The sequence below is a fragment of the Brevibacterium sp. genome (assembly GCF_052105255.1).
GTDB lineage: Bacteria > Actinomycetota > Actinomycetes > Actinomycetales > Brevibacteriaceae > Brevibacterium > Brevibacterium linens_B.
The window spans coordinates 37,986-60,060 of record NZ_JBQDYQ010000010.1; the positions used below are offsets into that span (position 1 = coordinate 37,986).

Here is a 22,075-nt window from a genome sequence, read left to right on the forward strand (position 1 = left end):
GGCGGTGCGAACCCCCCCCATCTCGCCGAGGCGGCCGACCACCGGGTCGCGCATGTGCCCGTGATCTTCCGCCGCCGATCAGGCGCTCACCAGCACGGTGTTCACGGCTTCAGCGGGTGAGCGAGCCGGAGATCTCATCGCCGATACGATGCCCTCGGCCCCACGGACGCCACCGCCGGCCGACGGCCATCAGGGCACTCGATCACACTGACCTGCACACTGACCCACCATCCGACCAGCCTCCCGGCTGCGGAATCCGATTCCGCAGCCGACCGACACACAGTCCGCACCAGCGGGCACCGTATGATCAGCCCGCCACCGCGGGTACGACCAGACAGAAAGGACATCATGCCCACCGGACGCGTGAAATGGTTCGATGCCGAGAAGGGCTTCGGCTTCGTCATCGCCGAGGACGGCTCGCAGGCCTTCCTCCATTCCTCCGTGCTGCCCGAAGGGGTCGACGTCACCAAGGGCACCCGACTCGAATACGATGTCGTCGATTCCCGCCGCGGAGCGCAGGTGCTCAAGGCCCGCCCCCTGACCACTCCGGCCAAAGTTGCCAAGGCCCGCCGACGCCCGGCCGAGGACATGGCAGTTATGGTTGAAGATGTCATCAAAGTACTGGATGACCTCAACAACGGACTGCAGCACGGTCGTTACCCCGACCCCACCCATGGGAACAAGGTCGCCAGCCTGCTGCGGGCGATTGCCGACGATTTGGAGTCCTGATGTCATCACTGTTCAGTGATTGGCTGGCCCGGCAGACCGCCGCGCCCGTCGAGAACGACGCCGAACAGACCACCGAGGCGACCCCGGGCGCTGATGCGTCCGCTGCAGCGGTTGAGCCGACCGCCGCAACAAGCGCGGTCGCCGCGGATTCCGCCACGACCGCCTCGGCGAAGGGGGCGAAGACCGAGCGCACACGGTCGGGCACGGAAAAGGTCGTCCTCGACACCCAGCTGGCCGCAGCGATCGACATCGCCCGCACCGCCATCACCGAGGTGGCCGGCACTGCCGTCGTCGGCGAACACCTGGGCACGGTGGCCGAGGCGACCCGTCTGGTCACCCATTACTTCGTGTGCACCGACCCGACCTATCGCGGGTGGCGGTGGGTGGCCGTGCTCGCCCGCGCACCGCGAGCGAAGAAGGTCACGGTCTGCGAAACCGCGCTGCTGCCCGGACCCGACGCCCTCGTCGCCCCCGAATGGGTGCCGTGGGAGGAACGACTTCAACCCGGCGATTTGGGTCCGCGCGACACCCTGCCGAAGCTCGACCAGGACCCGAACCTGCAGCCGGGCTTCCAGCAGACCGAGGACAATTCGGCAGACAACATCGACCAGATCGCGAACTTCGAATTCGGTCTGGGCCGTGAACGCGTGCTCTCCTCCGACGGGCTGAGCGCGGCGGCGAGTCGGTGGGCGGAATCCGATGCGGGCCCCGACAGCGAGTTCGCCTCACGCGCGGCCGGACATTGCGGCAGCTGCGGCTACCTCATGCCGATCGCGGGATCGCTGCGCCAGAAGTTCGGGGTCTGCGCCAATGCGTGGTCACCGTTCGACGGTCGCGTGGTCGGACTCGAATCCGGGTGTGGGGCGCATTCGGAGACCGATGTGAGGCGGCCCAACAACGAGCCTGCCGAAGCCGTCGTCGACGACTACTCCGGCGAGCTCGAGTTCCAGGAGGGCTGAACCACTCGATGTCCCAGATGTTCCGGTCGCTGTCGGAGCCGAACTACCGGCACTGGTTCGCCGGTGCCCTGATCTCCAACACCGGGACATGGATGCAGCGCACGGCGCAGGACTGGATCGTCCTGACCATGCTCACGGACAACAACGCATCAGCTTTGGGCATCACGATGGCTCTGCAGCTGGGCCCGCAGCTGATCATGTTCCCGTTCGCGGGCAACCTCGTCGACAAGTTCGACAAAAGGCGTCTGCTCATGGTCACCCAGGCGCTGCTGGGATTCATCGGACTCGTCCTCTTCGTCCTCACCATCACCGACGTCATCGTCCTCTGGCACGTCTACGTGCTCGCGTTCACGCTCGGGATGCTCACGACCCTGGACAACCCGGCCAGGCAGGCCTTCGTCTCCGAACTCGTCGGTGAGAAACTGCTGCCCAACGCCGTCAGCCTCAATTCGGCGTCCTTCAACGGCGCCCGCATGATCGGTCCGGCCGTGGCCGGTGTGCTCACTGCTGTCATCGGACCTGGTCCCGTCTTCCTCATCAGCGGCCTCGGCTTCGCGGCGACGCTGACCGTGCTGCTGCGGTTGGACCGATCGAAGCTGCATCCCTCTGGTCGACGCGGTGCGGGCGGGGTCCTCGGCGGACTGAAATACCTGCGCAGGCGCCCGGACATCACGGTCGTGCTCGTCGTGCTGTTCATCATTGCGACCTTCGGATTCAACTTCAACATCTACACGGCGACGATGGCGAAGATCGAGTTCGGCAAGGACGCCAGCGGCTTCGGTCTGCTCAACTCCGTCATGGCCATCGGGTCCGTGACCGGAGCACTGGTCTCGGCCAGGCGGGAGAAACCCCGGCTGCGCTTCGTCTTCGGCGCCGCAGGCGGCTTCGGAGTGGCGGTGGGTGTGGCATCGCTGATGCCCGACTACTACCTCTTCGCCGCCTCGCTCATGTTCGTCGGTTTCTCGTCACTGACGATGATGACTTCGGCGAATGCCTACGTGCAGACGACCACCGCTCCGAACTACCGCGGTCGAGTGATGGCGATCTACGCGGCCGTCGTCATGGGCGGCACCCCGATCGGCGCCCCCTTGGCCGGCTGGATCGCCGACGCCTTCGGACCGCGGATGGCGCTCGTCGTCGGAGCCGCCTCGGGGATCATCGCCTTCGCCGTGGGCCTGCTGTGGATGATCACGGCCAAGGAGCTGCGACTCCACCGGGACCCCAAGTCGCGGATCCGGCTGCACCTGAGTTACCACGGCCGGCCGCCCGGCGGCAGCGCACACTGAGGGCACGAGCGGGCGGGCTGATGCTCGTGGGGCGGCATTGGCAGGAGCCGGCACTCGGCAGGTGCTGGTGCTCGGGGCGGGCCGGCACTCGGCGGACCCGGAGGTTCGTGTCATAGAATTTCGGTCGACCGCCTCGTCGCGGGATTCGAGGGTCGAGCAAGGGAAACGGACGGACTGTGACAACTGACATCATCACCTCGGTGCTCGTCGGCCTGGCGATCCTGGTCGGGTGCCTGGGCATCATCGTGCCGGTACTGCCCGGGTCGATCCTCATCGCCGTTGCGGTGCTCATCTGGGCGATCATCATCGGCGGGCCGGCCGCGTGGATCATCTTCGCCATCGTCGCCGTGTTCGTCGCGGCGGGGATGAGTGCCTCGCTCGTGCTCACCGGGCGCAAACTCAAGTCCATGCAGGTGCCGAACTCTTCGGTGCTGCTGGGCGGGGTGCTCGCGGTCATCGGCTTCTTCGTCATCCCCGTGCTCGGCTTGCCGATCGGCTTCGTCGCGGGCCTCTACCTCGCCGAGTATGCCCGCCTCAAGGACGGGAAGACGGCGTGGAACTCAAGCTGGGAGTCGATCAAGGCGATCGGCATCGGCGCGGGCATCGAATTCATCCTCGCCTTGCTCGCCGGAATCACCTTCGGCATCGGCGTGCTCATCCACTTCTTCGCCTGAGGCACAGTGCCGAGCACGATTCGTGCCGAGCAGTCTGTACGTCCCCCACATCTCGTATGAGGGGAGGCGCAAGCATCCCTCACCATTTGTGGCAGCTTGCACCCGGAGCGGCTTCTCCTGCACCTGCCGACGCATCCGACACACTGAGTGCCATAACACCCCGGTGCAACGGGAGGTTATGGCACTCAGTGGAGGAATTGCGCTGGCGACGCGGTTCTTATTTGAGGGCGTCAATGACGAAGTCGATGCAGTTCAGCAGCGCCCGCACATCTGCCGGGTCGACGGAGACGAAGGTCGCGATGCGCAGCTGATTGCGGCCGAGCTTGCGGTACGGTTCGACGTCGACGACGCCGTTGGCCCGCAGCACCTTGGCCACGGCAGCCGCGTCGACCGAGTCATCGAAGTCGACGGTGGCCACGACCGAAGAACGATCGGCCGGGTCGACGACATAGGGGTGGGCCGCCTCGGCGGATTCCGCCCAGTCGTAGACGAGCCCGGCCGACTCAGCGGTCCGTTCGGCTGCCCAGGATAGGCCGCCGTTGCCGTTGATCCACTCGATCTGCTCGGCGAGCAGCAGCAGGGTCGCCACGGACGGTGTGTTGTAGGTCTGGTCCTTGGCCGAGTTCTCGATCGCGGTGACCAGGTCGAGAGAGGTCGGGATCCAACGTCCGGAGTCCTTGATCTCCTGTGCCCGAGCGATCGCCCGCGGCGACATGATCGCCACCCACAGGCCGCCGTCGGAGCCCATGTTCTTCTGCGGGGCGAAGTAGTAGACGTCGGTCTCGGCGATGTCGACAGCCAGGCCGCCGGCGCCCGAGGTGGCGTCGATGACGACGAGGGCATCCTCGGCGATTCCGGCCGGACGGGCGATCCGAGCGGCCACACCGGTCGAGGTCTCATTGTGGGGCCAGGCGAAGACGTCGGCGGCGGACTCGCCGGCGGCCGCCTCGGCGGGGGAGTCCACGAGACCAGCGGCAGCCAATGCCTCCGGCGTCGGGATCGCGGCGGTGCCCGGTTCGGCGTGCAGGATGAGGGAGGACTTCAGGTGCGGAGCGGTGTCGGTGGCTTTCGCGAACTTCTGACCGAACTCGCCGAAGGTTGCGTGCGCGGCCCGCTCGCGGACGAGACCGAAGGCCGCGACGTCCCAGAACACGGTGGACCCGCCGTTGCCGAGCACCACTTCAAAACCCTCGGGCAGGCTGAACAGCTCGGCCAGTCCGGAACGGATGCGGCCGACGAGGTTCTTCACCGGCGCCTGACGGTGGCTGGTGCCGAGCACCTTCGTCGCAGCAGCGTTGAGCGCCTCGATCTGGGCGGGGCGGATGCGGGCCGGGCCGGACCCGAAGCGTCCGTCGGCGGGCAGGAGGTTCTTCGGGATCTCAATATTCGTCGCAGTCACGCTCGACATTCTACGGCGAGCCCGTCCGCCGCCTGGGACCGGCCCGTCATGTGACAGAAGGCGGACGTCGACTGTCACTCCCTGTGACGAATGCATGACATCGCCCGCCTCGACCGCACCCGCCGAGGCGGGACCCGGCTGACTCGTGTCCGTGCCGCGTCGTAGAGTGAAGACATGAGTGAGCCCGTCGATCGTCTTCCGCAGACCCGGAAGTCCTATGACTCTGCCGTCTTCGAACACCCGGATACCGCACCCCTGGACCTGCTGCGCCAGTGGTACGACGAAGCGGCCGACCACGTCCGCGAACCGAATGCGATGACCGTCTCGACCCTCGACGAATGGGGCCCGAGCTCGCGCATCGTCCTGCTCAAAGGCCTCGACGAGCGCGGACTCCTCTTCTTCACTGACTATGACTCGGCGAAGGGCCGGGCGCTGCAGGCCGATCCCCGCATCGCCGTGAACTTTCCCTGGCATGACATGGAACGACAGGTCCGCATCCGCGGCCTCGCCGAGGTGGCCGCCCCCGAGGACTCGGACGCATACTTCGCCGTGCGCCCCCGTGGATCGCAGATCGGGGCGACCGTGTCCAAGCAGTCCCAGCCAGTGACCAGCCGCGAGCAGATGCAGGCCGAATACGATGCCGCGGCGGCCGAGCTCGAAGGCCAGGACGTGCCGCGTCCCGATCACTGGGGCGGGTTCCGCGTGCGCGTCTTCGAGATCGAATTCTGGCAGGGCCAGCAGAACCGGTTCCACGACCGGTGGGTATTCCGCCGCGCCGACGGCAGCCACGACGCGGCCGACCTCGACGACGCCTCGGCCTGGGAGGTCGTCCGCCTCTACCCCTGAGGCCAGACGATTTCTACCCCTGAGGCCAGACGATCACCGGCGCTCACCGACGAACACGAACCCGTCCGATCCTTCCGATGTGATCGGTCGCTTCGCCCGCGCGGATGCCGCCACGGTCGCCTCGGCGATCGATGCCGCCCGCGCTGCCGCCCCCGCCTGGGCAGACCTCGGCTCACAGCAGCGCTTTGCGATCCTCGACAAGGCCGGAAGCCTGATCGCCGACCGCGCCGACGAACTCGGCGACCTCCTTGCCCGGGAAGAGGGAAAACAGCTCGCCGAAGCCAAGGGCGAGGTGCTGCGCGCCTCACAGATCTTCAAGTTCTTCGCCGGTGAGACCATCCGCAACACCGGCGAGATCGTCGACTCCGTCCGCCCGGGACTCATCGCTGAGATGACGCACGAACCCATCGGCGTCATCGGCATCATCACCCCGTGGAACTTCCCGATCGCCATCCCGGCCTGGAAGATCGCCCCGGCTCTGGCCTTCGGCAACACGATCGTGTTCAAGCCTGCCGAGCTCGTCCCCGCCAGTGCGTACGCGCTCACCGATATCCTCGCCGAGGCGGGACTGCCCGACGGAGTCCTCAACCTCGTCATGGGGCCCGGTTCCGTGGTCGGGGACGCCCTGACAACCTCGGCGAAGATCGACGCCGTGACCTTCACCGGGTCCGTCGCCGTCGGACGGTCCGTCATCGCCTCGGCCGCGGCCCACCAGATCAGGGTGCAGTGCGAAATGGGCGGGAAGAACCCGCTCGTCGTGCTCGGCGACGCCGATCTCGAAGCTGCCGCCGACGCCGCGATCAATGGTGCCTTCTTCTCCACCGGTCAGCGCTGCACTGCGTCCTCCCGCCTCATCGTCACCTCCGATGTGCACGACGAATTCGTCGCCCTGCTCAAGGAGAAGATGGCGGCACTGACGGTCGGCGATGCCCGCGCCGAGGGAGTCGCCATCGGCCCCGTGGTCTCCCGGGCTCAGCTCGACCAGGATCTCGGCTACATCGCCACGGCCCGGGCTGAGGGTGGGGAAGTCACCGGCGGTGAGCTCATCGAATCGGGCACGGGTGGGTACTTGCTCGCACCGGCTCTGGTCACGGGCACGAAACCGGGCGACACGATCAACGTCGACGAGGTCTTCGGCCCGGTCGCCTCGGTGATTGAGGTCGCCGACTACGACGAAGCGCTCGCGGTCGCCAACGACACCGAGTTCGGACTCTCGGCCGGCATCTTCACGACCTCCCTGAAATATTCGACCCACTTCAAGCGTTACGCCCAGACCGGGATGGTCATGGTCAACGCCCCGACGGCAGGCGTGGACTACCACGTGTCCTTCGGCGGACGGAAAGGGTCGAGCTATGGTCCCCGCGAGCAGGCGAAGGCGGCACGGGAGTTCTTCACGGTGCACAAGACGACCTACACGAACGCGGGCTGAGTGGGCTGGTGCGCAATCCTGCGCGGACGGGCCGAAACCCATGTAGCCTGAGCCGTCCGGCGGTGGCCGGTGTCGTGCGCGGACCCAGGCGATTCCTCGACTCACGGGATTCGCTGAACGCACGATAGGATTGGTCCAGATCGCAACGGCCGGGAACGGGTTCGCCTGTGCGTGGCGGGACAGGGTCGCAGCGACCCGAATTGGTGACAGCGCCTGAAACGGTCGAAACGACCTGAAGACGAAGAGTGGAGTGGCTGGTCAGAAGTGAACGACCTCATTGATACAACTGAGATGTACCTCAAATCGATCATCGAGCTCGAGGAACAGTCGATCGTGCCTTTGCGTGCCCGCATCGCCGAGCGCCTGGATCATTCCGGTCCCACCGTGTCGCAGACCGTGGCGCGGATGGAGCGCGACGGTCTGCTCCACGTCGGCAACGATCGCCATCTCGAGCTCACCCCGGAGGGGCGTCGGATCGCCACCGACGTCATGCGCAAGCACCGTTTGGCCGAGCGCCTTCTCTCCGATGTCGTCGGACTCGAGTGGGAACTCGTCCACGACGAGGCCTGCCGCTGGGAACACGTGATGAGCGAGCAGGTCGAGCGCAAGCTCGTGAAGCTGCTGTCCGAGACCTCCACCGGACCCTACGGCAACCCGATTCCGGGCCTCGACGTCATCGGCGGCGAAGCCTCGACGGCCACCGAGGTCGTCGACCTCGCCACGGCGGTCGGCCGCGACGGCGCGAAGAAGCTGACGATCGCCTGGCTGGCCGAACCCCTGCAGGTCGATATTCACCTGCTTCAGCAGTTCCAGGTCGCCGGTGTCCTGCCGGACAGCGACGTCGAGATCTCGCGCAACGGCGAATACATCACCGTGCAGGTGCCCGGTGCGCAGGACGTGCTCGACCTGCCGGTCGAGACTGCCTCGCACGTCTTCGCCTACCGGAGCTGAGGCGTACAGAAGTCTCAGTTCCCCAACGTCGAGGTTGGGGTTCCGTAGCACCGAGGCTGTGGCCTGATAACGGCAAGGCTGGAGTTTCGCAACGTCGAGGCTGTGGCTCGATAACGACGAGGATGAGCAGCGGTAACGAAAGAGCGCGTGCCTGAGCCCCGATTCGTTACAAATCACTGTGATCTCTGACCCAGGGAGCGGTTCTCCGCCCCTGGGTCGCGTCGTATAACGAGAAAATGTTACGAATATTTCAAGCCATTTTAGGCCTCTGAACTGCACGTTTATGGAAAGCATCACGGTTTCCCTCCGGTGGTTGTGACAAAAACGTGACAATCGGTCACCGATTGGTTACAGTTGTTGAGGTCGTTCACGCACTGACGACTTCACAGCGAGATCCGAGCGCCGCGCTCGCTGCGAGATACCAAGGACCGATAGCGGCGGTTGGCTGAGGCAGCCAATAGGGACGAGAGGGAAAAACGTGGCAACTAAGCAGCATGGCCGCCGCGCCGCCGATGCCAAGGTCAAGACTCCACTGACCGAACTCACTGAACTTCTGAACGCCAATTCGGGCGTCTTCGGCCGTCGTGCAGCTGTTGTCGCTGCCAGCGGTGGTCTGCTGACCGCCGCAGTGATGCCGGCCGCCGGCCAGGGAGCCGACGACCAGAACAAGGTCTCCGCAGAAGCCGAGACCACCCAGAAGGTCGACTTCGAGAACCAGACCGTCACCATCGGCGACGACTCGAACAGCAAGAAGGACGACAGGAAGTCCGACTCCTTCGGCGTCGAGAGCAAGGCCATCACCGCCGAGGCTGCCCCGAAGCCCGCGCCCGAGCCCACGTCCGAGCCCGAGCCCGAGCCTGCAGAAACCTCCTCAGAAACCTCCTCCGCTGACTCCGATGAGTCGGCCGGAACCTCCGACGACACCGCCAACAGCGGATCGTCCGATTCGGGCGAGTCCGACTCCAAGGGTGCCGGATCCATCGACGGATCCAAGGCCGAGCAGGTCCTCGCCTGGGCGGCCAAGGGCGTCGGTACCCCCTACGTCATGGGTGGAACCAGCCAGAGCGGCTGGGACTGCTCCGGATACACCTCCTGGGTCTACAGCCACGTCGGCGTGAACCTGCCCCGCACCTCCGGTGCCCAGAAGGGTGCAGGCCAGATCGTCTCGCAGTCCCAAGCCAAGCCCGGTGACCTCATCTGGCATCCCGGCCACGTCGGCATCTACGCGGGTGGCGGACAGATGTATGATGCCGGTTCGCCGAGCTCGGGAACCTCGAAGCGCAGCTACAGCTGGATGGACAACGTCACCTTCATCCGCGTTCTCTGATCTTCATCAGCGAAAAGCTCCCCGTACGACTCGACGGTCCTCGAGTCGCACGGGGAGCTTTTCGCATGCCCGGAAAGTTGAGCCCGCACACCGGCAGTGTGTCAGCATTCTCTGGTTCGAAATTCATACGTGCTGATCAAGATCACCACATATGAATTTCGAAGCAGTTCATGTGCTCCATTCGGCCGACCGCCCGTGGGCCCGCCCGCCCGCTTGCGGCCGCCCGTGCGCCTGCCCGCTTGCGCCGGCCCGGCCCGCGCACCCGTGCGCCAGTAGGACCGCTTGCGCCCGGTTCGGTGAGTGCGCTGAACTCCCGGTTCGGTGAACGCAAGCCGAAGTTTCCGTGACGCGAGCGGTATGAATTGGGTCACGGGCGCACGTGGCGTTACTCTGGAGAAGATTGAGTTCCATGACAGGTGGGCACCAAATGGTGTTGACCGCTGATTCGAAGGAAAGCAGATGGGGCATAGTCGAATAATTCGAATAGCCGCTCCAGTCTCTGGCGCGGAGCACATATCTGTCTCCGTGCCCTCTTTCCCAGGCGTCGTGCCCATGAGCACGGCGCCTTTTGTGTTCCCTGGGGTCGGGGCAGCCGGTTTCGGCCCGGAAGAGAAGAAGATGAGGGGCGAGATATGAAGACTCTCGTGCTGAACGCCGGTTACGAACCGCTGTCGATCGTTCCGTTCACACGGGCCGTGGTGCTCGTGCTGACCGGAAAGGCGACAGTCCTGGCCGCAGAGGACATTCCGGTGAGATCCGAGCACATGAGTCTCGATCAGCCCTCCGTCATCCTGCTCACCCGCTATGTGCGCCCGCCGAGCAACCGTCGCGTCTCGCTTTCCCGCAGAGGAGTCCTGCGCCGGGACGGCCACCGCTGCGCCTACTGCTCCAAACCGGCATACACAGTCGACCACGTGCTCCCACGCTCCCGTGGGGGAGCGAACACCTGGGAGAACCTCGTCGCCTGCTGCCGCGAATGCAACAACCGCAAAGGCAACCGCACCCTCGGTGAGATCGGATGGAAGCTCAGCTTCCTCCCGCAGGAGCCCCGCCTGGGGCAACTGTGGATGCGTGGGATCGACAAACCCGTCGAGAAGTGGCGCCCGTTCCTCGAATACTCCAGCGCCGCCTAACAATCCGGCATCGTCCCAGATAGGGAACGGTGTTGTCCGAATGTTGACGCAATTCGGATAACGATGTGACATAGGCGAAGTTCTCACAGTCATTGTGATTTAGGGTGGACGAAACAGAAGTTCGCTTCGACCCAAGGAGCTTGCGATGAGTGAGCAGGATCGCCCCCAGAATCCCGACCCGGCCCCGGCCGGCGAGACCGAAGCCGTCATCGTCGGAATCGACGGTTCTCCGCCGAGCCGCAACGCCCTGGCCTGGGCGATCCAAGAAGCACGCTCCTTAGACCGTCCGATCCGCCTCGTCGGTGCCTACACGATCCCGAGCGTGGCGGCTGCCGCCATCGACGTGTCGTATGTGCCCATCGACGACAGTTCCATCCGTGCGGCCGTGACGAACACGCTCAAGGAGGCGGCTGCCGAGGTCAAGGCGGCCGGAGTCCCCGTCGAAGCCGTCATCGAGATCGGCGATGCCGCCGGCGTACTCATCGACGAATCGAAGACCGGCTGCCTCACCGTCGTGGGGTCCCGCGGTCGCGGCGGTTTCGCCGGTCGTCTCCTCGGGACGGTCTCGAGCGCACTGCCTGCGCACTCGGCGTGTCCGACGGTGGTCGTCCCCGCGTGCTGGGACAACCAGGCCGAACGTCCCGCGCATCCGACTTCGTCACGGCCGATCCGGCAGGACGGCGTCGAGGTCGAAACCCATGACCCCGATGCCGAGTCGATCGACGGTCTGCGCTTCGACGGCAAGGTCGTTGTCGGCGTCGACTCCCTCGGTGCCGAGTCCCCGGCGCTGTGGAAGGCTGCCCGACTGGCCGCGCGCCGCGGTTCACCGCTGCACATCGTCGCCGTGATCACCACGACGGTCATCGGCCCCGAATGGCTGCCGAGCACCGCCGATCTCGAACGACTCGTCAACGAGGGGGCGGACAAACTCGTCGTCGCCAAACAGCGTCTGGCGAAGGAGTTCCCGGATCTCGATGTCACCTGGACGCTCTTCGACGGCCAACCCGCCGAGGTGCTCGTCCGAGCCTCTGACACAGCCGAGGTGCTCGTCATCGGGTCGCGCGGTCGCGGTGGATTCGCCGGTCTCCTGCTCGGTTCCACCTCGCAGTCGGTCCTGCCGTACTCGCAATGCCCGACAATGGTCGTGCGCGTCGCTCGCGACCACGGTCGCCGCAAGTACAACGAGGCCCCGCCGGAGCCGGGGTTCTAGATCTCATCCGGACCGGGGAGGTCCGAGTTCCGGATCTGGCCGCCGGAGCGGACGGAAATCGCCGAGGCGGCCGATCAGATTGATCGGCCGCCTCGGCGATGGTGGATCCTCGGTGATCGTCGGTCAGGGCGATGCCGGAAACCGTTTCCGGCTCCCTCAAGTGAGTCTGGCGCCCCCGGGCAGATTCGAACTGCCGACACCCGCTTTAGGAGAGCGGTGCTCTATCCCCTGAGCTACGGGGGCCAGGTGGTCATCCTCAACCACGATCACCCAGTGTAGCGTAGAAGAAACCTCACTGTTCCACGGTGTGCCAGCACCTATTGGGGACAGTTTCTCGTTAGGGTCGAATTGTGTCGGATTCCGTTAGAGACGAACAGTTCCCAGAGCTCGGAGATGTCTTCGCCGAGTGGAAGAAGCAGGCTGCCCATCTGGGCGGTCGCGACACCATGCTTCATTTCCGGGACTCCCGTGACGGCAGCATCGATCTCTCCGGCGCTCACCCCTCCGGCCTGGCGCAGCTGCTGGCCGGACGCGCCACCCGGCTCTCCAGCCTCATCCGCGACCACGACATCCTCACCGATGCGCGCCGTCGGGCGAAGTCCATCCGCTCGAAGGCGGAGCAGCTCGACAACGAACGCGGCATCCGCACCGCACACCTGGCGATCGGATTCGCCTCGTGGACGGAGAAGGACGCGAAGTACAAGTTCAACGCGCCGGTCGTCATGCGCCACATCACGCTGGTGCCCCGCGGATCCCGCGTCGAAGACTACGAGATCGTGCTCGACAACGAGATCACGATCAACCCGGCGCTCGTTCAGCACCTGCACGCGGAATACGACCTCGAGGTGCCCGTCGACGAATGGGTCGACGCGACCGGTGGCCCGCACGGCTTCGACCCGGGACCGGCCCTCGACCGCCTGCGCGATCTGGGGCAGAGCGTGCCCGGTCTGCGGATCAATCACCGCCTGATCATCTCGACGTTCGCGAACATCGCGAGCCCGTTCTCCACCGACTACCTACCCACCCAGCACCCCGTGCTGCGGGCGTTGGCCGGCGACGAAGACGTGCGTGCCTCCCTCGGGGGTCCCTCCTACGTGCCGCAGCCGGGAGCCCTCCCCGACGAGAAGATCGCCGCGGCAGAAAAAGCCGAAGCCGAGAAGAAGCGAGCCGAAGCGAAGAGAGTCGCCGGCGCCGTCGGCGAGGCGGAAGCTGACGGTTCATCCGATGCGGCCGAGGTCCGGACGAAATCAGCGCCTGCGGCGAAAAACACAGACGCCGCGAAGGCCGAGGCAGACGACAGCCTCGCCGAGGCGTCTTCTGAGACTGCTGGAATGGCCGCTGGCGAGTCGGCGGCCGGCGACGACGAGAAGGCGGCGGCCGGCGACGAGAAGGCGGGCGAGAAGACTTCGGCCGACGCGGACGCCGGCGCCGCTACCGCTGCCGGCACCGATCCCGCTGGCGGCACCGATGATGACGATGACTACGGTCAGCCGACCGTGCCCATCACCGACGAACCGCTCGAGGCGGCAAAGCCGAGCGCCGGCGCCGAGGCAGCTGGTGCCGAAGCAGCCGCCGCCGAACCAGCTGGCACCGAAGCCGCCGGTGACAAGGCTGCCGGCGACAAGACTGCCGGTGACGAGTCGGCCGACGACGAGAAGACGTCGTCGACTGACGCCGAGGGAACGTCGTCGACTGACGCCGGGGCCGGTTCGGCAGTCGAGTCCGAGAAGAGCGCGCCGGCGATCGATGCTGCCGCAGCCACAACGCCAGATGCTGAGGGCACAGCCGACTTCGGCTCGGAGAAGTCCGAGTCCGACTCAGCTGCAGACGGCGAAGCGACAACAGCATCCGCGACCGGCGCCGACTGCGAGGACGTCGTTCCCGCCGCGCTGCAGGAGCCGATCACTCCGCTTCCCGACAGGAAGCCGCAGGAGGAGTTCCTCGTCATCGACGTCGACGGAGACCAGCAGGCCGTCGTCGATGCCGCCGTGTCCGGTCACTCCGTCGTCGTCGACACCCCGCCCGGAACCGGCGCCACCCAGGTCGCCGTCGCCGTGGCCACCACCCTGGCACACACCGGCAAGAGCGTGCTCTTCCTTGCACAGACTTCCGATGCGCTCGACGATTTCTCCGCTCGCCTCGGCGAGGTCGGACTCTCCGACTTCGCCGTCGACACCCGCGCCGGCTCGGAAGACATCCGCAAGCAGCTTGTCGGTCTCATCGCCTCGGCGGAGAAGTCCGAACGCCCCGACCTCTCCCGTCTGCTGACCGAACTCAACGAACAGCGCGCGACCCTGGCCGACCATGTCTCCTCCCTGCACCGCAGGCGCAAGCCGTGGGACGTCTCCGTCTACGAAACCATGCAGCACCTCGCCGAACTGACCTCCGGCGACAACTCCCCGCAGACGCCGGTGCGCTTCGACGACGACATCCTCGGCGCCAGCGACGACCGCCGGAACATTCTGCGGGGCAAGCTCGGCGAGCTCGCTCGACTCGGCGCATTCACCCTCGATGTCGAGGACACCGTGTGGTTCGGAGCCGACCTCAAATCCGTCGAGGAGGCCGAAGCCGCACGCACGGTGGCCGAACGCATCGGTCGGATGATCCCCGACCTCATCGCCGCGACCGAACCGGTGCTGCAGAAGGCGAAGCTCAACCCGCGCCGCAACATCGACGACTGGTCCCGCGCCATCCGCGTGCTCCTGCGCGTGCGCAAGACGCTCGACAACTTCGCCCCCGACATCTACGACCACCGTCTCGACGACCTCATCGCCGCCACCGGCACGCCCGAATACCGGGTCGAAGTCGGCGTCGAGATGGGCATGATGCAGCGTCGTCGACTGAAGAAGTCGGCCGCGGAGTTCCTCCGCCCGGGCGCCGAGGTCGCCGACCTCCACGAGGCCCTCGTCGACGTCCGCGCCCAGCGAGTCATCCTCTCCGACCTCGCCGGACACGACGGTCGCCCGCAGATTCCGCGCGGCGTCCTCGAAGCCGATGAGATCCTCCAGAGCGTCGAAGCAGATATGGCCAAGCTCGCTCCGATCCTCGAGACCACCCCGGACGGCGGCGACCTCGGCTCGATGCTCATCGAGGAGCTTCAGGCACGTGCCGAAGCGATGGGCAGCGACTCGGAGAACCTCGCGGAACTGCCCGAACGTTCCCGGCTGCAGCGTGAGCTCGACGGTGAGGGCCTCGGCGACCTCATGGCCGATCTGCGCCGGCGCAAGGTCGACGAGTCACTCGTCGGTCCAGAATTCGACCTCGCCTATTGGGCCTCCGTGCTGCAGACCATGGCCGGCGAAGATCCCGCGATCGGTCGCCACGACGGTGACGCTCTCCACCAGGTGGCCGAAGGCTTCCGCGAGAACGACCGCGCCTTCGTCGCCGCCGGTGCCTCCCGCCTGCGCTATAACCATGCACAGGCATGGAAACGCGGAATCGACTCCGACCCCATCGCCGCCGGCGTCATCAAACAGGAGCTTCTGTCGAAGCACACCTCGGTCAACCGGATCTCCACTCAGGCACCCGAACTGCTGACGACTCTGGCACCGGTGTGGATGGGCAGCCCGTACACGGTGCCCGAACTCTTCTCCGCCCTGCCGCTCTTCGACGCGGTCGTCATCGCCGACGCCGGACGACTGTCGGTCGCCGATGTCGTTCCCGGAATCACCCGCGCCCGCCAGGTCATCTCGCTCGGCGACTCCCGGCTGCTCGGACCGCGCCCGTTCTCGGTCGCCGTCGATCGGTTCGGTATGGACGATGGGAAACATCCACGATCGGTGCAGGACCGCCTCGGCGAGTTCCTGCCGCGGATGCGGCTGTCGAATTCTTATCGACTGTCCCCGGTCGGGCTCATCGATCTGGCCAACCGGCATTTCTACGATTCGACGATTTCGACGCTGCCGACCGCGCACACCGGTGAGGGCAGCGGCCTGGAATTCTCCTATGTCGCCGACGGCCGAGGTCCCACGGATATCGGCACCGGTCGGGTCGAGAGTCCTGACGCCGAGGTCAAACGGGTCGTCGACCTGGTGCTCAAGCACGCGCGGAACCGGTCGCGGGAGTCGCTGGCCGTCGTCGCGCTCACTCCGCATCACGCTCAGAGGGTGGCCACGGCGATCTCACGGGCGATGAAGGATCTGCCATATGTGGCGGCGTTCTTCAACGACTCGACGAAGGAGCCGTTCGTCGTCACCGACGCCGAACGCGTTCAGGGCATGTCGCGCGATGCCGTGATCTTCACCATCGGCTTCGGCCGTACCGTCCACGGTCGTGTCATCCACGACTTCGGACCGCTGTCCGGGCCGGACGGGCGACGCATCCTCGCGGCCACCATGACGCGGGCCCGGAAGCGGCTGACCCTGGTCTCGAGCATCGAGGCCGAGGACTTCGACCGCAGCAAACTCAACGGGGGAGCGGTCATGCTGCCGCGTCTGCTCGAGGAGATTGCGACCGGCGGCGTCCACCAGCCCGGGCCGCACGGCGAGATTTACGATCCGCTGATGGGTGACATCGCCGATCGGCTGCTGCAACTGGGCGTCGTCGCGCACGAGCATTACAACGGCATCGATCTGGCCGTGGCGAACTCGACCGAGGATGAGCACGGAATGATCATCGCCGTCGCCGGCGACGGACCCGAATACGCTTCGATGCGCAGCCTGCGTCAACGCGACCGGGTGTTGCCCGAACAGCTGACCCGCCGAGGTTGGAAGTTCATGCGCGTATGGTCCACCGATGCGTTCGTCGACCCGCAGACCGAGACCGAGAAGATCTTCGAGGCGTGGCGAGCGACCGTGGAGACGATGAGCCCGCAGGCCGTGCTCAATGCGGCACGCGCCGCCTCGGTGGTCGTCGGCCGCACCGGCAGCCGCCCGAAGCTCGTGCCCGGTCTGCCGATGCACAAGTACTCCGCCGAGGGCCTCGACCAGATGATCGACTGGATCCAGTCGGATGCGGTGGTCCGCGGCGACGGCGAGATCAAGGATCTGCTGCGCACCGCTCTGGCGCAGAAGGGCAATTCGAGCCGAGGCGACTCCCAGCTTCAGGCCGCCGTGGATCGGTACCGCGAACGCCATGCTCAGGCGAAGAAGGTCACGGGCGCTGAGGTGTTCATCCCGCGGTCGAACTCCGCCGGGCCCGTCGAAGACGACATCCTGCCGACCTTCGACACCGGCAAGATCCGTGCCGATGAGCTCCGGTCGGCCGGACTCGTCCAGTCCGCAAGCAACGACCAGGTCCCCGAGGCGGCCGATGACTCCGCCAGCATCGAATCCGTTGGTGCGGTGCCCGACGGCACCGATGACAACGGTGCTGGTTCGGCTGAGGACGAGCGTGGCGGGGCCGCCTCGGCGAAGTCGGGGCCGAAGAACGACGATGCCTGACTGGCCCTCCGGCGACGAGGCTGCTGATCGGGACCGAGAACCGTTCGACAGCGATCGAGAACCGTCTGATTCCAGCGACGACGGGGCCTCCACCGATCCCGACAGTACGCCGTCAGGTGATGATGATGCCGAGGCCGACGGTTCTCGGAAGGCCCGGATAGAAGCGGCGAAGCGGCGCTACCGCGCCACTCTGCGCAATGAGGCCGATACCAGTGGTGGCGGCTTCAGCGAGGACTTCTACCGTTCACAGAAGCCCCCGCACTGGTCGTAGTGCCGTATCCGGGGATAGCTGTGGCCCTATTTGGTCGCAGCGTTCCATCCGGTTGCCCGCCGCTTAACAGGGTTCGGGTACGCAGAAGGCCCGCTCTCAGGGGAGAGCGGGCCTTCTGCGCGATCGGCTGGTGATCAGTGCCGCGGAGGCTGGTTCGGATCGACCGGGCCGTCGGTCGCGGGACCCTCGGCGGGTCCGGTGACAGAAGCGGTCTGGTTGCGCAGGATCTCGCGGATGTCGCCGAGCAGATCCTCGGTGGTCGGAGGGACTTCTTCCTCGGGAGCTCCGCGCTTGCGCAGCTCGTTGAGCTTGTTCATCGGCACGATGATGATGAAGTAGACGATGGCGGCAACGATGAGGAAGTTGATGGCTGCAGTGATGACCGCACTGAGATCGATGGTGGTCTCGGGGACGTTCTCCTTGATCCGGAACGCCAGAGCCGGACCCTCGGCGCCGCCGACGGCGGCGATGAGCGGGTTGATGATCTTGTCGGAGAAGGCGGTGACGATGGCGGTGAATGCGCCGCCGATGATGACCGCGGTTGCGAGTTCGACGACATTCCCCTGGAGAATGAAGTCCCGGAATCCCTTAAGCATTAGAGAAACCCTTTCGGTGTGTGATCACTGAAATGCTGTTGATGAATAGGCCAATTACGTTCCAATAGTACACACGGGTAACACATTGTCAGCAGAAATGTTCTGCGAGTCTGACCACCGTATAGATGTGTCAGGAAATCGAAATGCAGAGGCGAAAGCAAGCCCGGCATGTTCAACAGTCTCCGCGTATGCCGATTCAACAGGACCGATGTCCCTCAGCCGGCAAGTCGGTGGCAGGGATCAGCGAGGCAGAATCGCAAAGCTGATCGGAAGTCCGGCGAACTCGGCGACACGCCTGGCGTCCTCTGCGGAGAGGATGACGGAAACAAGCTGGCCTGATTCTGCGGCAATTCCTTCGGGTTTGTCGACGAGGCGGGCGATTGTCACCTCTTCGACGACGATTTCCGATCCGCCGTCGGGAAGGGACGAGAAGACACGGATCTTCTGCCCGGGTTGGAGCAGTGCGGCCGAGGCGTCATCGGCCAGTCGAATCGGCATGAGAAGGTCACGGCTGCCCTTCGGCAGCGCCTGCTGATCGAACACGGTCGACGAGGTCAGCGGTGACCCCTTCGACAATCCCGCCGAGGTGGCCCGCCCCTTCACCTCATCAACAGAGCTGAATGCCTTGTCGGGGACCACATCGGACGGGAACTGAGTGAGGGTGAGGTCGTCAGCCTTGAGCTCGGTTCCCGGTGCCAGGTCCGACTTCGCGACGACGATCGCTGTTCCCCCGCTGTTCGGCGTGAGTGTCCACACGGTCAGAGCACAGGCACAAGCCAGGCAGATGGCGGCGAGAACGCGCTGGGGCCGAACGCGCGACGATCGTGTCCAGCCGGGAGACGAGGTTCGGATGTGGCGGAAGAAGCCCATCCACCGAGCCTGCGGCGCCATGCAGCCGGCGGCAAGGGTGCGGAAATAGCCTGTGGACAGTTCGTGCCGTCCACAGGCAATCGGTGTCTGAGTGACGAGGGCCGGAGTGGTCAGCTCGCGGCTGGAGTGCTTGCCGCCGTAGAGGAGCTCGACGACGAATTCGACGTCGTGGAGGTCGAGCTTTCCTTCGCCGACGAGCTCGAGGACTCCTTCGAGGAGGAGTCAGAATTCGGGGAGCTGACGGTGCTCGACTTGCTCGAGCGGGAGTCGGTGGCGTAGAAGCCGGATCCCTTGAAGCTGATGCCCACAGCGCCGAAGACCTTCTTCAGGCGGCCCTGGCATTCCGGGCAGACGGTGAGCGAGTCATCGCTGAAGTCCTGATGAATATCAAAGGCGTGACCACAGCTCTTGCAGGCGTAGGAGTAGACGGGCATTCGAGACCTTTCTTCGACGACTAGATTATAGTGCACACCGGAACCTCCACGGAGCACCGGTCCGCGGTATGCACACGGTTATCCACATATCAACACGCGTGAGTGGGTGCTGATTCCCGCCGATCAGGCCTTGAAGCTATGTGTTCCCTCCTCGGTGACGGCCGCAGGGATGCGCAGGTCCCAGTCCTCGGCGACGAGGCCCGTCAGATCGAGCTCCTCGGCGAAGCACACCCCGATGAGGCGGGGTCCCGAATCGGGAGCTCCCGAACTGTCGGGGTCCGAACCGAGAGGCTCCTGCCCGTGCGGGCCGAAGGTCCTGTCGTAGAAGCCGCCCCCATTGCCCAGGCGGGCGCCGTCGGCACCGAAGCCCAGCGCGGGGACGAAGATGATGCCGAGGCCGACCGCGGGCGAGAGCAGCTGAGCGGCGGTCAGCAGCGTGTCGTCCTGGGCCGGCTCGCGGATTCCCCATCTGCCCTGCGGGCTCAGGCTGGTCATCGAACCAGTGACCCGGCCGAACATCAAAGGCTCGCCCACTCTCGTGACGACCGGCAGGTAGACGGTGCCGCCCGCGGCGAGAAACCGATCGAGCGCCGGGTCGAGGTCCGGCTCTCCGGGCAGCGCCGCATAGGCAAGAAGCGAGCGAACCGATGCATTCCGAATGAGGTTCCACGCGGCGTCGGCCACGGAGCCTGCCGATGCCACGGTGTCCGGGGCCGCCGCGGACCCTGGGTGCGGGGTCGAGCTCGGGGCCGCCTCGGTGGGTGTGACCTGCGGCGATGCCATCGTCGTTGACGACGATGCGGCGGGAGTCGCCTCGACGAAGGGTCGTCTGGCGCGATCGGCGCGGATGCGGGACCGCAGCTGCGCCTTCGAAGATTCTGAGTCCACGCATTTCAGACTAACCGGGGTGGGCGCATTCGTTAAGATGACTTCATGAGTGATGAAGCGCAGCGCACCGTTCGCAAGGCCGTGATCCCCGTCGCCGGTCTCGGAACTCGGTTCCTCCCCGCAACGAAGGCCACCCCCAAAGAGATGCTCCCCGTCGTCGACAAGCCGGCGATCCAGTACGTCATCGAGGAAGCCGTCGATGCCGGTCTGCAGGACGTCCTCATGATCACCGGCCGGAACAAGCGGCCGCTGGAGGATCATTTCGACCGGGTCGACGGGCTTGAGGCGGCACTCGCTCAGAAGGGCGATGACAAGAAGCTCGCCGCTGTGCGCCATCCCTCCGAACTCGCTGATATCCACTATGTGCGCCAGGGCGATCCCAAGGGACTCGGGCATGCCGTTCTCAAGGGACGCCAGCACGTGGGCAACGAACCGTTCGCGGTCCTCCTCGGTGATGACCTCATCGACGAGCGCAGCCCGATCCTGCCGAAGATGATCGAGGTCGCGGAGAAGACCGGCGGCAGCGTCGTCGCGCTGATGGAGGTCCCGCCCGAAGCGATCCACCTCTACGGCTGCGCGGCCGTCGAGACGACAGCTGATGACGAGGTCGTCAAGGTCACCGGCCTCGTCGAGAAGCCCGCCACCGAGGATGCTCCCTCGAACCTCGCCATCATCGGCCGCTATGTGCTGGCTCCGGAGATCTTCGACGTCCTCGAGACCACGAAGCCGGGACGCGGCAACGAAATCCAGCTCACCGACGCCCTGCAGGAGCTCGCCGGAGACGACGAGGGCCACGGCGTCTACGGAGTCGTGTTCAAAGGCGCTCGCTACGACACCGGCGACAAGCTCGACTACCTCAAGGCGGTTGTGCAGATCGCGTGCGACCGGGAGGACCTCGGCGACGACCTCAAGACGTGGCTGCGCGACTTCGTGCCGACGCTGGACTGAGTGCCGGCACGGGAGCGAGCCGACCGTCCTGGCGCGTCCGGGCTGACCGACCTGGTTCGGTCCGTCCGAGCCGACCGACCTGGTTCGGCCCGTCCGAGCCGACCGACCTTGAACCCGAGAGCGAGGGCAGCCGCGTGTGGCCTGTCATCCTGACTGATCGACAGTCCGATATCGTGCTGCGACCGCTGCGCCGCCGTGACGAAGAGGCATGGCGAGAGGTTCGCCGTTTCAACCGCGACTGGCTCCGTCCGTGGGACGCGACCCTGCCAGCGCCGGGCCAGGAGCTGCCGGGATTCCGCATGATGGTGCGGATGCAGGACAAACAGGCCAAACGTGGTCAGACGGTGCCGTTCGCCATCGAGGTCGACGGGAGCTTCCGCGGCCAGATCACCGTGTCGGGACTGAGCTGGGGCTCGATCCTGTCCGGGCAGATCGGGTACTGGATCGACTCGCGCGTGGCCGGACGCGGAATCACCCCGGTCGCTGTGGCCATGGCCGCCGACCACTGCTTCTTCGCCCTCGGCCTCCACCGAATCGAGATCAACATCCGCCCGGAGAACACAGCGAGCCTGCGCGTGGTCGAGAAGCTGGGACTACGCGACGAGGGCCTGCGCGAGAAGTACATGCACATCGACGGACAGTGGTGCGACCACCGCACGTTCGCCCTCCTTGCCGAGGAGGTCCCGCAGGGTCTGCTCGCCGCATACCGACACGGAACCGGTGGGTGGTAGGCCCGCCGGTCGG

The 22,075-nt window shown here is 65.8% G+C and carries 19 protein-coding genes, 1 tRNA gene and 1 pseudogene; 15 read left to right on the plus strand and 6 right to left on the minus strand.

Annotation, left to right across the window (positions count from 1 at the left end):
- Nucleotides 1-348 precede the first annotated feature (348 nt).
- The 4 genes from ACTIIH_RS05030 (at nucleotide 349) to ACTIIH_RS05045 (ending at nucleotide 3,648) form a co-directional block, all read left to right on the plus strand.
- Nucleotides 349-729 carry a cold-shock protein gene (locus ACTIIH_RS05030; protein WP_101594737.1) on the plus strand — a complete coding sequence of 127 codons (381 nt, stop codon included), beginning with the start codon at nucleotides 349-351 and terminating at the stop codon, nucleotides 727-729.
- Nucleotides 729-1,688 (plus strand): DUF3027 domain-containing protein, encoded by a 960-nt coding sequence (locus ACTIIH_RS05035; RefSeq protein WP_441090799.1) that lies wholly within the window; start codon nucleotides 729-731, stop codon nucleotides 1,686-1,688. Before ACTIIH_RS05030 ends, ACTIIH_RS05035 begins: the two co-directional genes overlap by 1 nt.
- A gap of 8 nt (nucleotides 1,689-1,696) precedes the next feature.
- Nucleotides 1,697-2,974, plus strand: coding sequence for an MFS transporter (locus tag ACTIIH_RS05040; protein WP_441450878.1), 1,278 nt, complete (start codon nucleotides 1,697-1,699; stop codon nucleotides 2,972-2,974).
- 176 nt (nucleotides 2,975-3,150) lie between these two features.
- On the plus strand, nucleotides 3,151-3,648 hold the full coding sequence (locus tag ACTIIH_RS05045) for a DUF456 domain-containing protein (RefSeq protein WP_441090801.1): 498 nt from the start codon (nucleotides 3,151-3,153) through the stop codon (nucleotides 3,646-3,648).
- Nucleotides 3,649-3,865: 217 nt separating this feature from the next.
- Here ACTIIH_RS05045 and serC read toward each other — a convergent pair whose 3' ends face one another.
- On the minus strand, nucleotides 3,866-5,047 hold the full coding sequence (serC, locus tag ACTIIH_RS05050; protein WP_441450880.1) for a phosphoserine transaminase: 1,182 nt from the start codon (nucleotides 5,045-5,047) through the stop codon (nucleotides 3,866-3,868).
- A gap of 174 nt (nucleotides 5,048-5,221) precedes the next feature.
- Here serC and pdxH point away from each other — a divergent pair, with 174 nt between their 5' ends.
- The 6 genes from pdxH (at nucleotide 5,222) to ACTIIH_RS05080 (ending at nucleotide 11,943) form a co-directional block, all read left to right on the plus strand.
- Entirely contained in the window at nucleotides 5,222-5,893 is a 672-nt protein-coding gene (pdxH, locus tag ACTIIH_RS05055) for a pyridoxamine 5'-phosphate oxidase (protein ID WP_441090803.1), read from the plus strand.
- A 19-nt stretch (nucleotides 5,894-5,912) separates the two neighbouring features.
- Entirely contained in the window at nucleotides 5,913-7,322 is a 1,410-nt protein-coding gene (locus tag ACTIIH_RS05060) for an aldehyde dehydrogenase family protein (RefSeq protein ID WP_441450906.1), read from the plus strand.
- Between the two features lie 264 nt (nucleotides 7,323-7,586).
- A complete protein-coding gene (locus ACTIIH_RS05065) occupies nucleotides 7,587-8,273 on the plus strand; it encodes a metal-dependent transcriptional regulator (protein ID WP_441450883.1) in 687 nt (228 codons plus the stop codon).
- Nucleotides 8,274-8,751: 478 nt separating this feature from the next.
- Nucleotides 8,752-9,600 (plus strand): C40 family peptidase, encoded by an 849-nt coding sequence (locus tag ACTIIH_RS05070; RefSeq protein WP_441450884.1) that lies wholly within the window; start codon nucleotides 8,752-8,754, stop codon nucleotides 9,598-9,600.
- A 632-nt stretch (nucleotides 9,601-10,232) separates the two neighbouring features.
- Nucleotides 10,233-10,733, plus strand: coding sequence for an HNH endonuclease (locus ACTIIH_RS05075; protein ID WP_169253183.1), 501 nt, complete (start codon nucleotides 10,233-10,235; stop codon nucleotides 10,731-10,733).
- A gap of 145 nt (nucleotides 10,734-10,878) precedes the next feature.
- A complete protein-coding gene (locus ACTIIH_RS05080) occupies nucleotides 10,879-11,943 on the plus strand; it encodes a universal stress protein (RefSeq protein ID WP_441090807.1) in 1,065 nt (354 codons plus the stop codon).
- Between the two features lie 167 nt (nucleotides 11,944-12,110).
- On the opposite strand, the gene ACTIIH_RS05085 is transcribed toward ACTIIH_RS05080, so the two are convergent.
- Nucleotides 12,111-12,186, minus strand: a tRNA-Arg gene (locus tag ACTIIH_RS05085).
- A gap of 107 nt (nucleotides 12,187-12,293) precedes the next feature.
- On the opposite strand from ACTIIH_RS05085, the gene ACTIIH_RS05090 reads away from it, so the two are divergent.
- Together ACTIIH_RS05090 and ACTIIH_RS05095 are read left to right on the plus strand one after the other, a co-directional pair.
- Nucleotides 12,294-17,324 (plus strand): DUF4011 domain-containing protein, encoded by a 5,031-nt coding sequence (locus ACTIIH_RS05090; RefSeq protein ID WP_441450886.1) that lies wholly within the window; start codon nucleotides 12,294-12,296, stop codon nucleotides 17,322-17,324.
- A complete protein-coding gene (locus ACTIIH_RS05095) occupies nucleotides 17,317-17,595 on the plus strand; it encodes a hypothetical protein (protein WP_441090809.1) in 279 nt (92 codons plus the stop codon). Before ACTIIH_RS05090 ends, ACTIIH_RS05095 begins: the two co-directional genes overlap by 8 nt.
- Before the next feature lie 134 nt (nucleotides 17,596-17,729).
- Here ACTIIH_RS05095 and mscL read toward each other — a convergent pair whose 3' ends face one another.
- Complete coding sequence (mscL, locus tag ACTIIH_RS05100) at nucleotides 17,730-18,191, minus strand: large conductance mechanosensitive channel protein MscL (RefSeq protein WP_441450888.1); 462 nt, start codon at nucleotides 18,189-18,191, stop codon at nucleotides 17,730-17,732.
- A 240-nt stretch (nucleotides 18,192-18,431) separates the two neighbouring features.
- Complete coding sequence (locus tag ACTIIH_RS05105) at nucleotides 18,432-18,947, minus strand: SAF domain-containing protein (RefSeq protein ID WP_441450890.1); 516 nt, start codon at nucleotides 18,945-18,947, stop codon at nucleotides 18,432-18,434.
- A 96-nt stretch (nucleotides 18,948-19,043) separates the two neighbouring features.
- On the opposite strand from ACTIIH_RS05105, the gene ACTIIH_RS05110 reads away from it, so the two are divergent.
- Nucleotides 19,044-19,340 (plus strand): hypothetical protein, encoded by a 297-nt coding sequence (locus ACTIIH_RS05110; RefSeq protein ID WP_441450907.1) that lies wholly within the window; start codon nucleotides 19,044-19,046, stop codon nucleotides 19,338-19,340.
- Nucleotides 19,341-19,354: 14 nt separating this feature from the next.
- Here ACTIIH_RS05110 and ACTIIH_RS05115 read toward each other — a convergent pair.
- A pseudogene (locus ACTIIH_RS05115) lies at nucleotides 19,355-19,495 on the minus strand (FmdB family zinc ribbon protein); the annotation flags it as partial.
- Between the two features lie 123 nt (nucleotides 19,496-19,618).
- The gene (locus ACTIIH_RS05120; protein WP_441450892.1) at nucleotides 19,619-20,383 is read right to left on the minus strand and encodes a 5-formyltetrahydrofolate cyclo-ligase; all 765 of its coding nucleotides are present in this window, start codon (nucleotides 20,381-20,383) and stop codon (nucleotides 19,619-19,621) included.
- Between the two features lie 45 nt (nucleotides 20,384-20,428).
- Between ACTIIH_RS05120 and galU the strand changes: the two genes are divergently transcribed.
- Together galU and ACTIIH_RS05130 are read left to right on the plus strand one after the other, a co-directional pair.
- On the plus strand, nucleotides 20,429-21,331 hold the full coding sequence (gene galU, locus ACTIIH_RS05125) for a UTP--glucose-1-phosphate uridylyltransferase GalU (RefSeq protein WP_441450894.1): 903 nt from the start codon (nucleotides 20,429-20,431) through the stop codon (nucleotides 21,329-21,331).
- A 134-nt stretch (nucleotides 21,332-21,465) separates the two neighbouring features.
- Nucleotides 21,466-22,062 carry a GNAT family N-acetyltransferase gene (locus ACTIIH_RS05130; RefSeq protein ID WP_432789713.1) on the plus strand — a complete coding sequence of 199 codons (597 nt, stop codon included), beginning with the start codon at nucleotides 21,466-21,468 and terminating at the stop codon, nucleotides 22,060-22,062.
- The last annotated feature ends 13 nt before the right edge of the window (nucleotides 22,063-22,075 follow it).

Bases quoted from the DNA above. Each gene is read 5' to 3' on its own strand.
- pdxH (WP_441090803.1), top strand. From the start codon at position 5,222: ATGAGTGAGCCCGTCGATCGTCTTCCGCAGACCCGGAAGTCCTATGAC.
- ACTIIH_RS05040 (WP_441450878.1), top strand. From the start codon at position 1,697: ATGTCCCAGATGTTCCGGTCGCTGTCGGAGCCGAACTACCGGCACTGG.
- ACTIIH_RS05075 (WP_169253183.1), top strand. From the start codon at position 10,233: ATGAAGACTCTCGTGCTGAACGCCGGTTACGAACCGCTGTCGATCGTT.
- galU (WP_441450894.1), top strand. From the start codon at position 20,429: ATGAGTGATGAAGCGCAGCGCACCGTTCGCAAGGCCGTGATCCCCGTC.
- ACTIIH_RS05035 (WP_441090799.1), top strand. From the start codon at position 729: ATGTCATCACTGTTCAGTGATTGGCTGGCCCGGCAGACCGCCGCGCCC.
- mscL (WP_441450888.1), bottom strand. From the start codon at position 18,191: ATGCTTAAGGGATTCCGGGACTTCATTCTCCAGGGGAATGTCGTCGAA.
- ACTIIH_RS05030 (WP_101594737.1), top strand. From the start codon at position 349: ATGCCCACCGGACGCGTGAAATGGTTCGATGCCGAGAAGGGCTTCGGC.
- ACTIIH_RS05095 (WP_441090809.1), top strand. From the start codon at position 17,317: ATGCCTGACTGGCCCTCCGGCGACGAGGCTGCTGATCGGGACCGAGAA.
- ACTIIH_RS05080 (WP_441090807.1), top strand. From the start codon at position 10,879: ATGAGTGAGCAGGATCGCCCCCAGAATCCCGACCCGGCCCCGGCCGGC.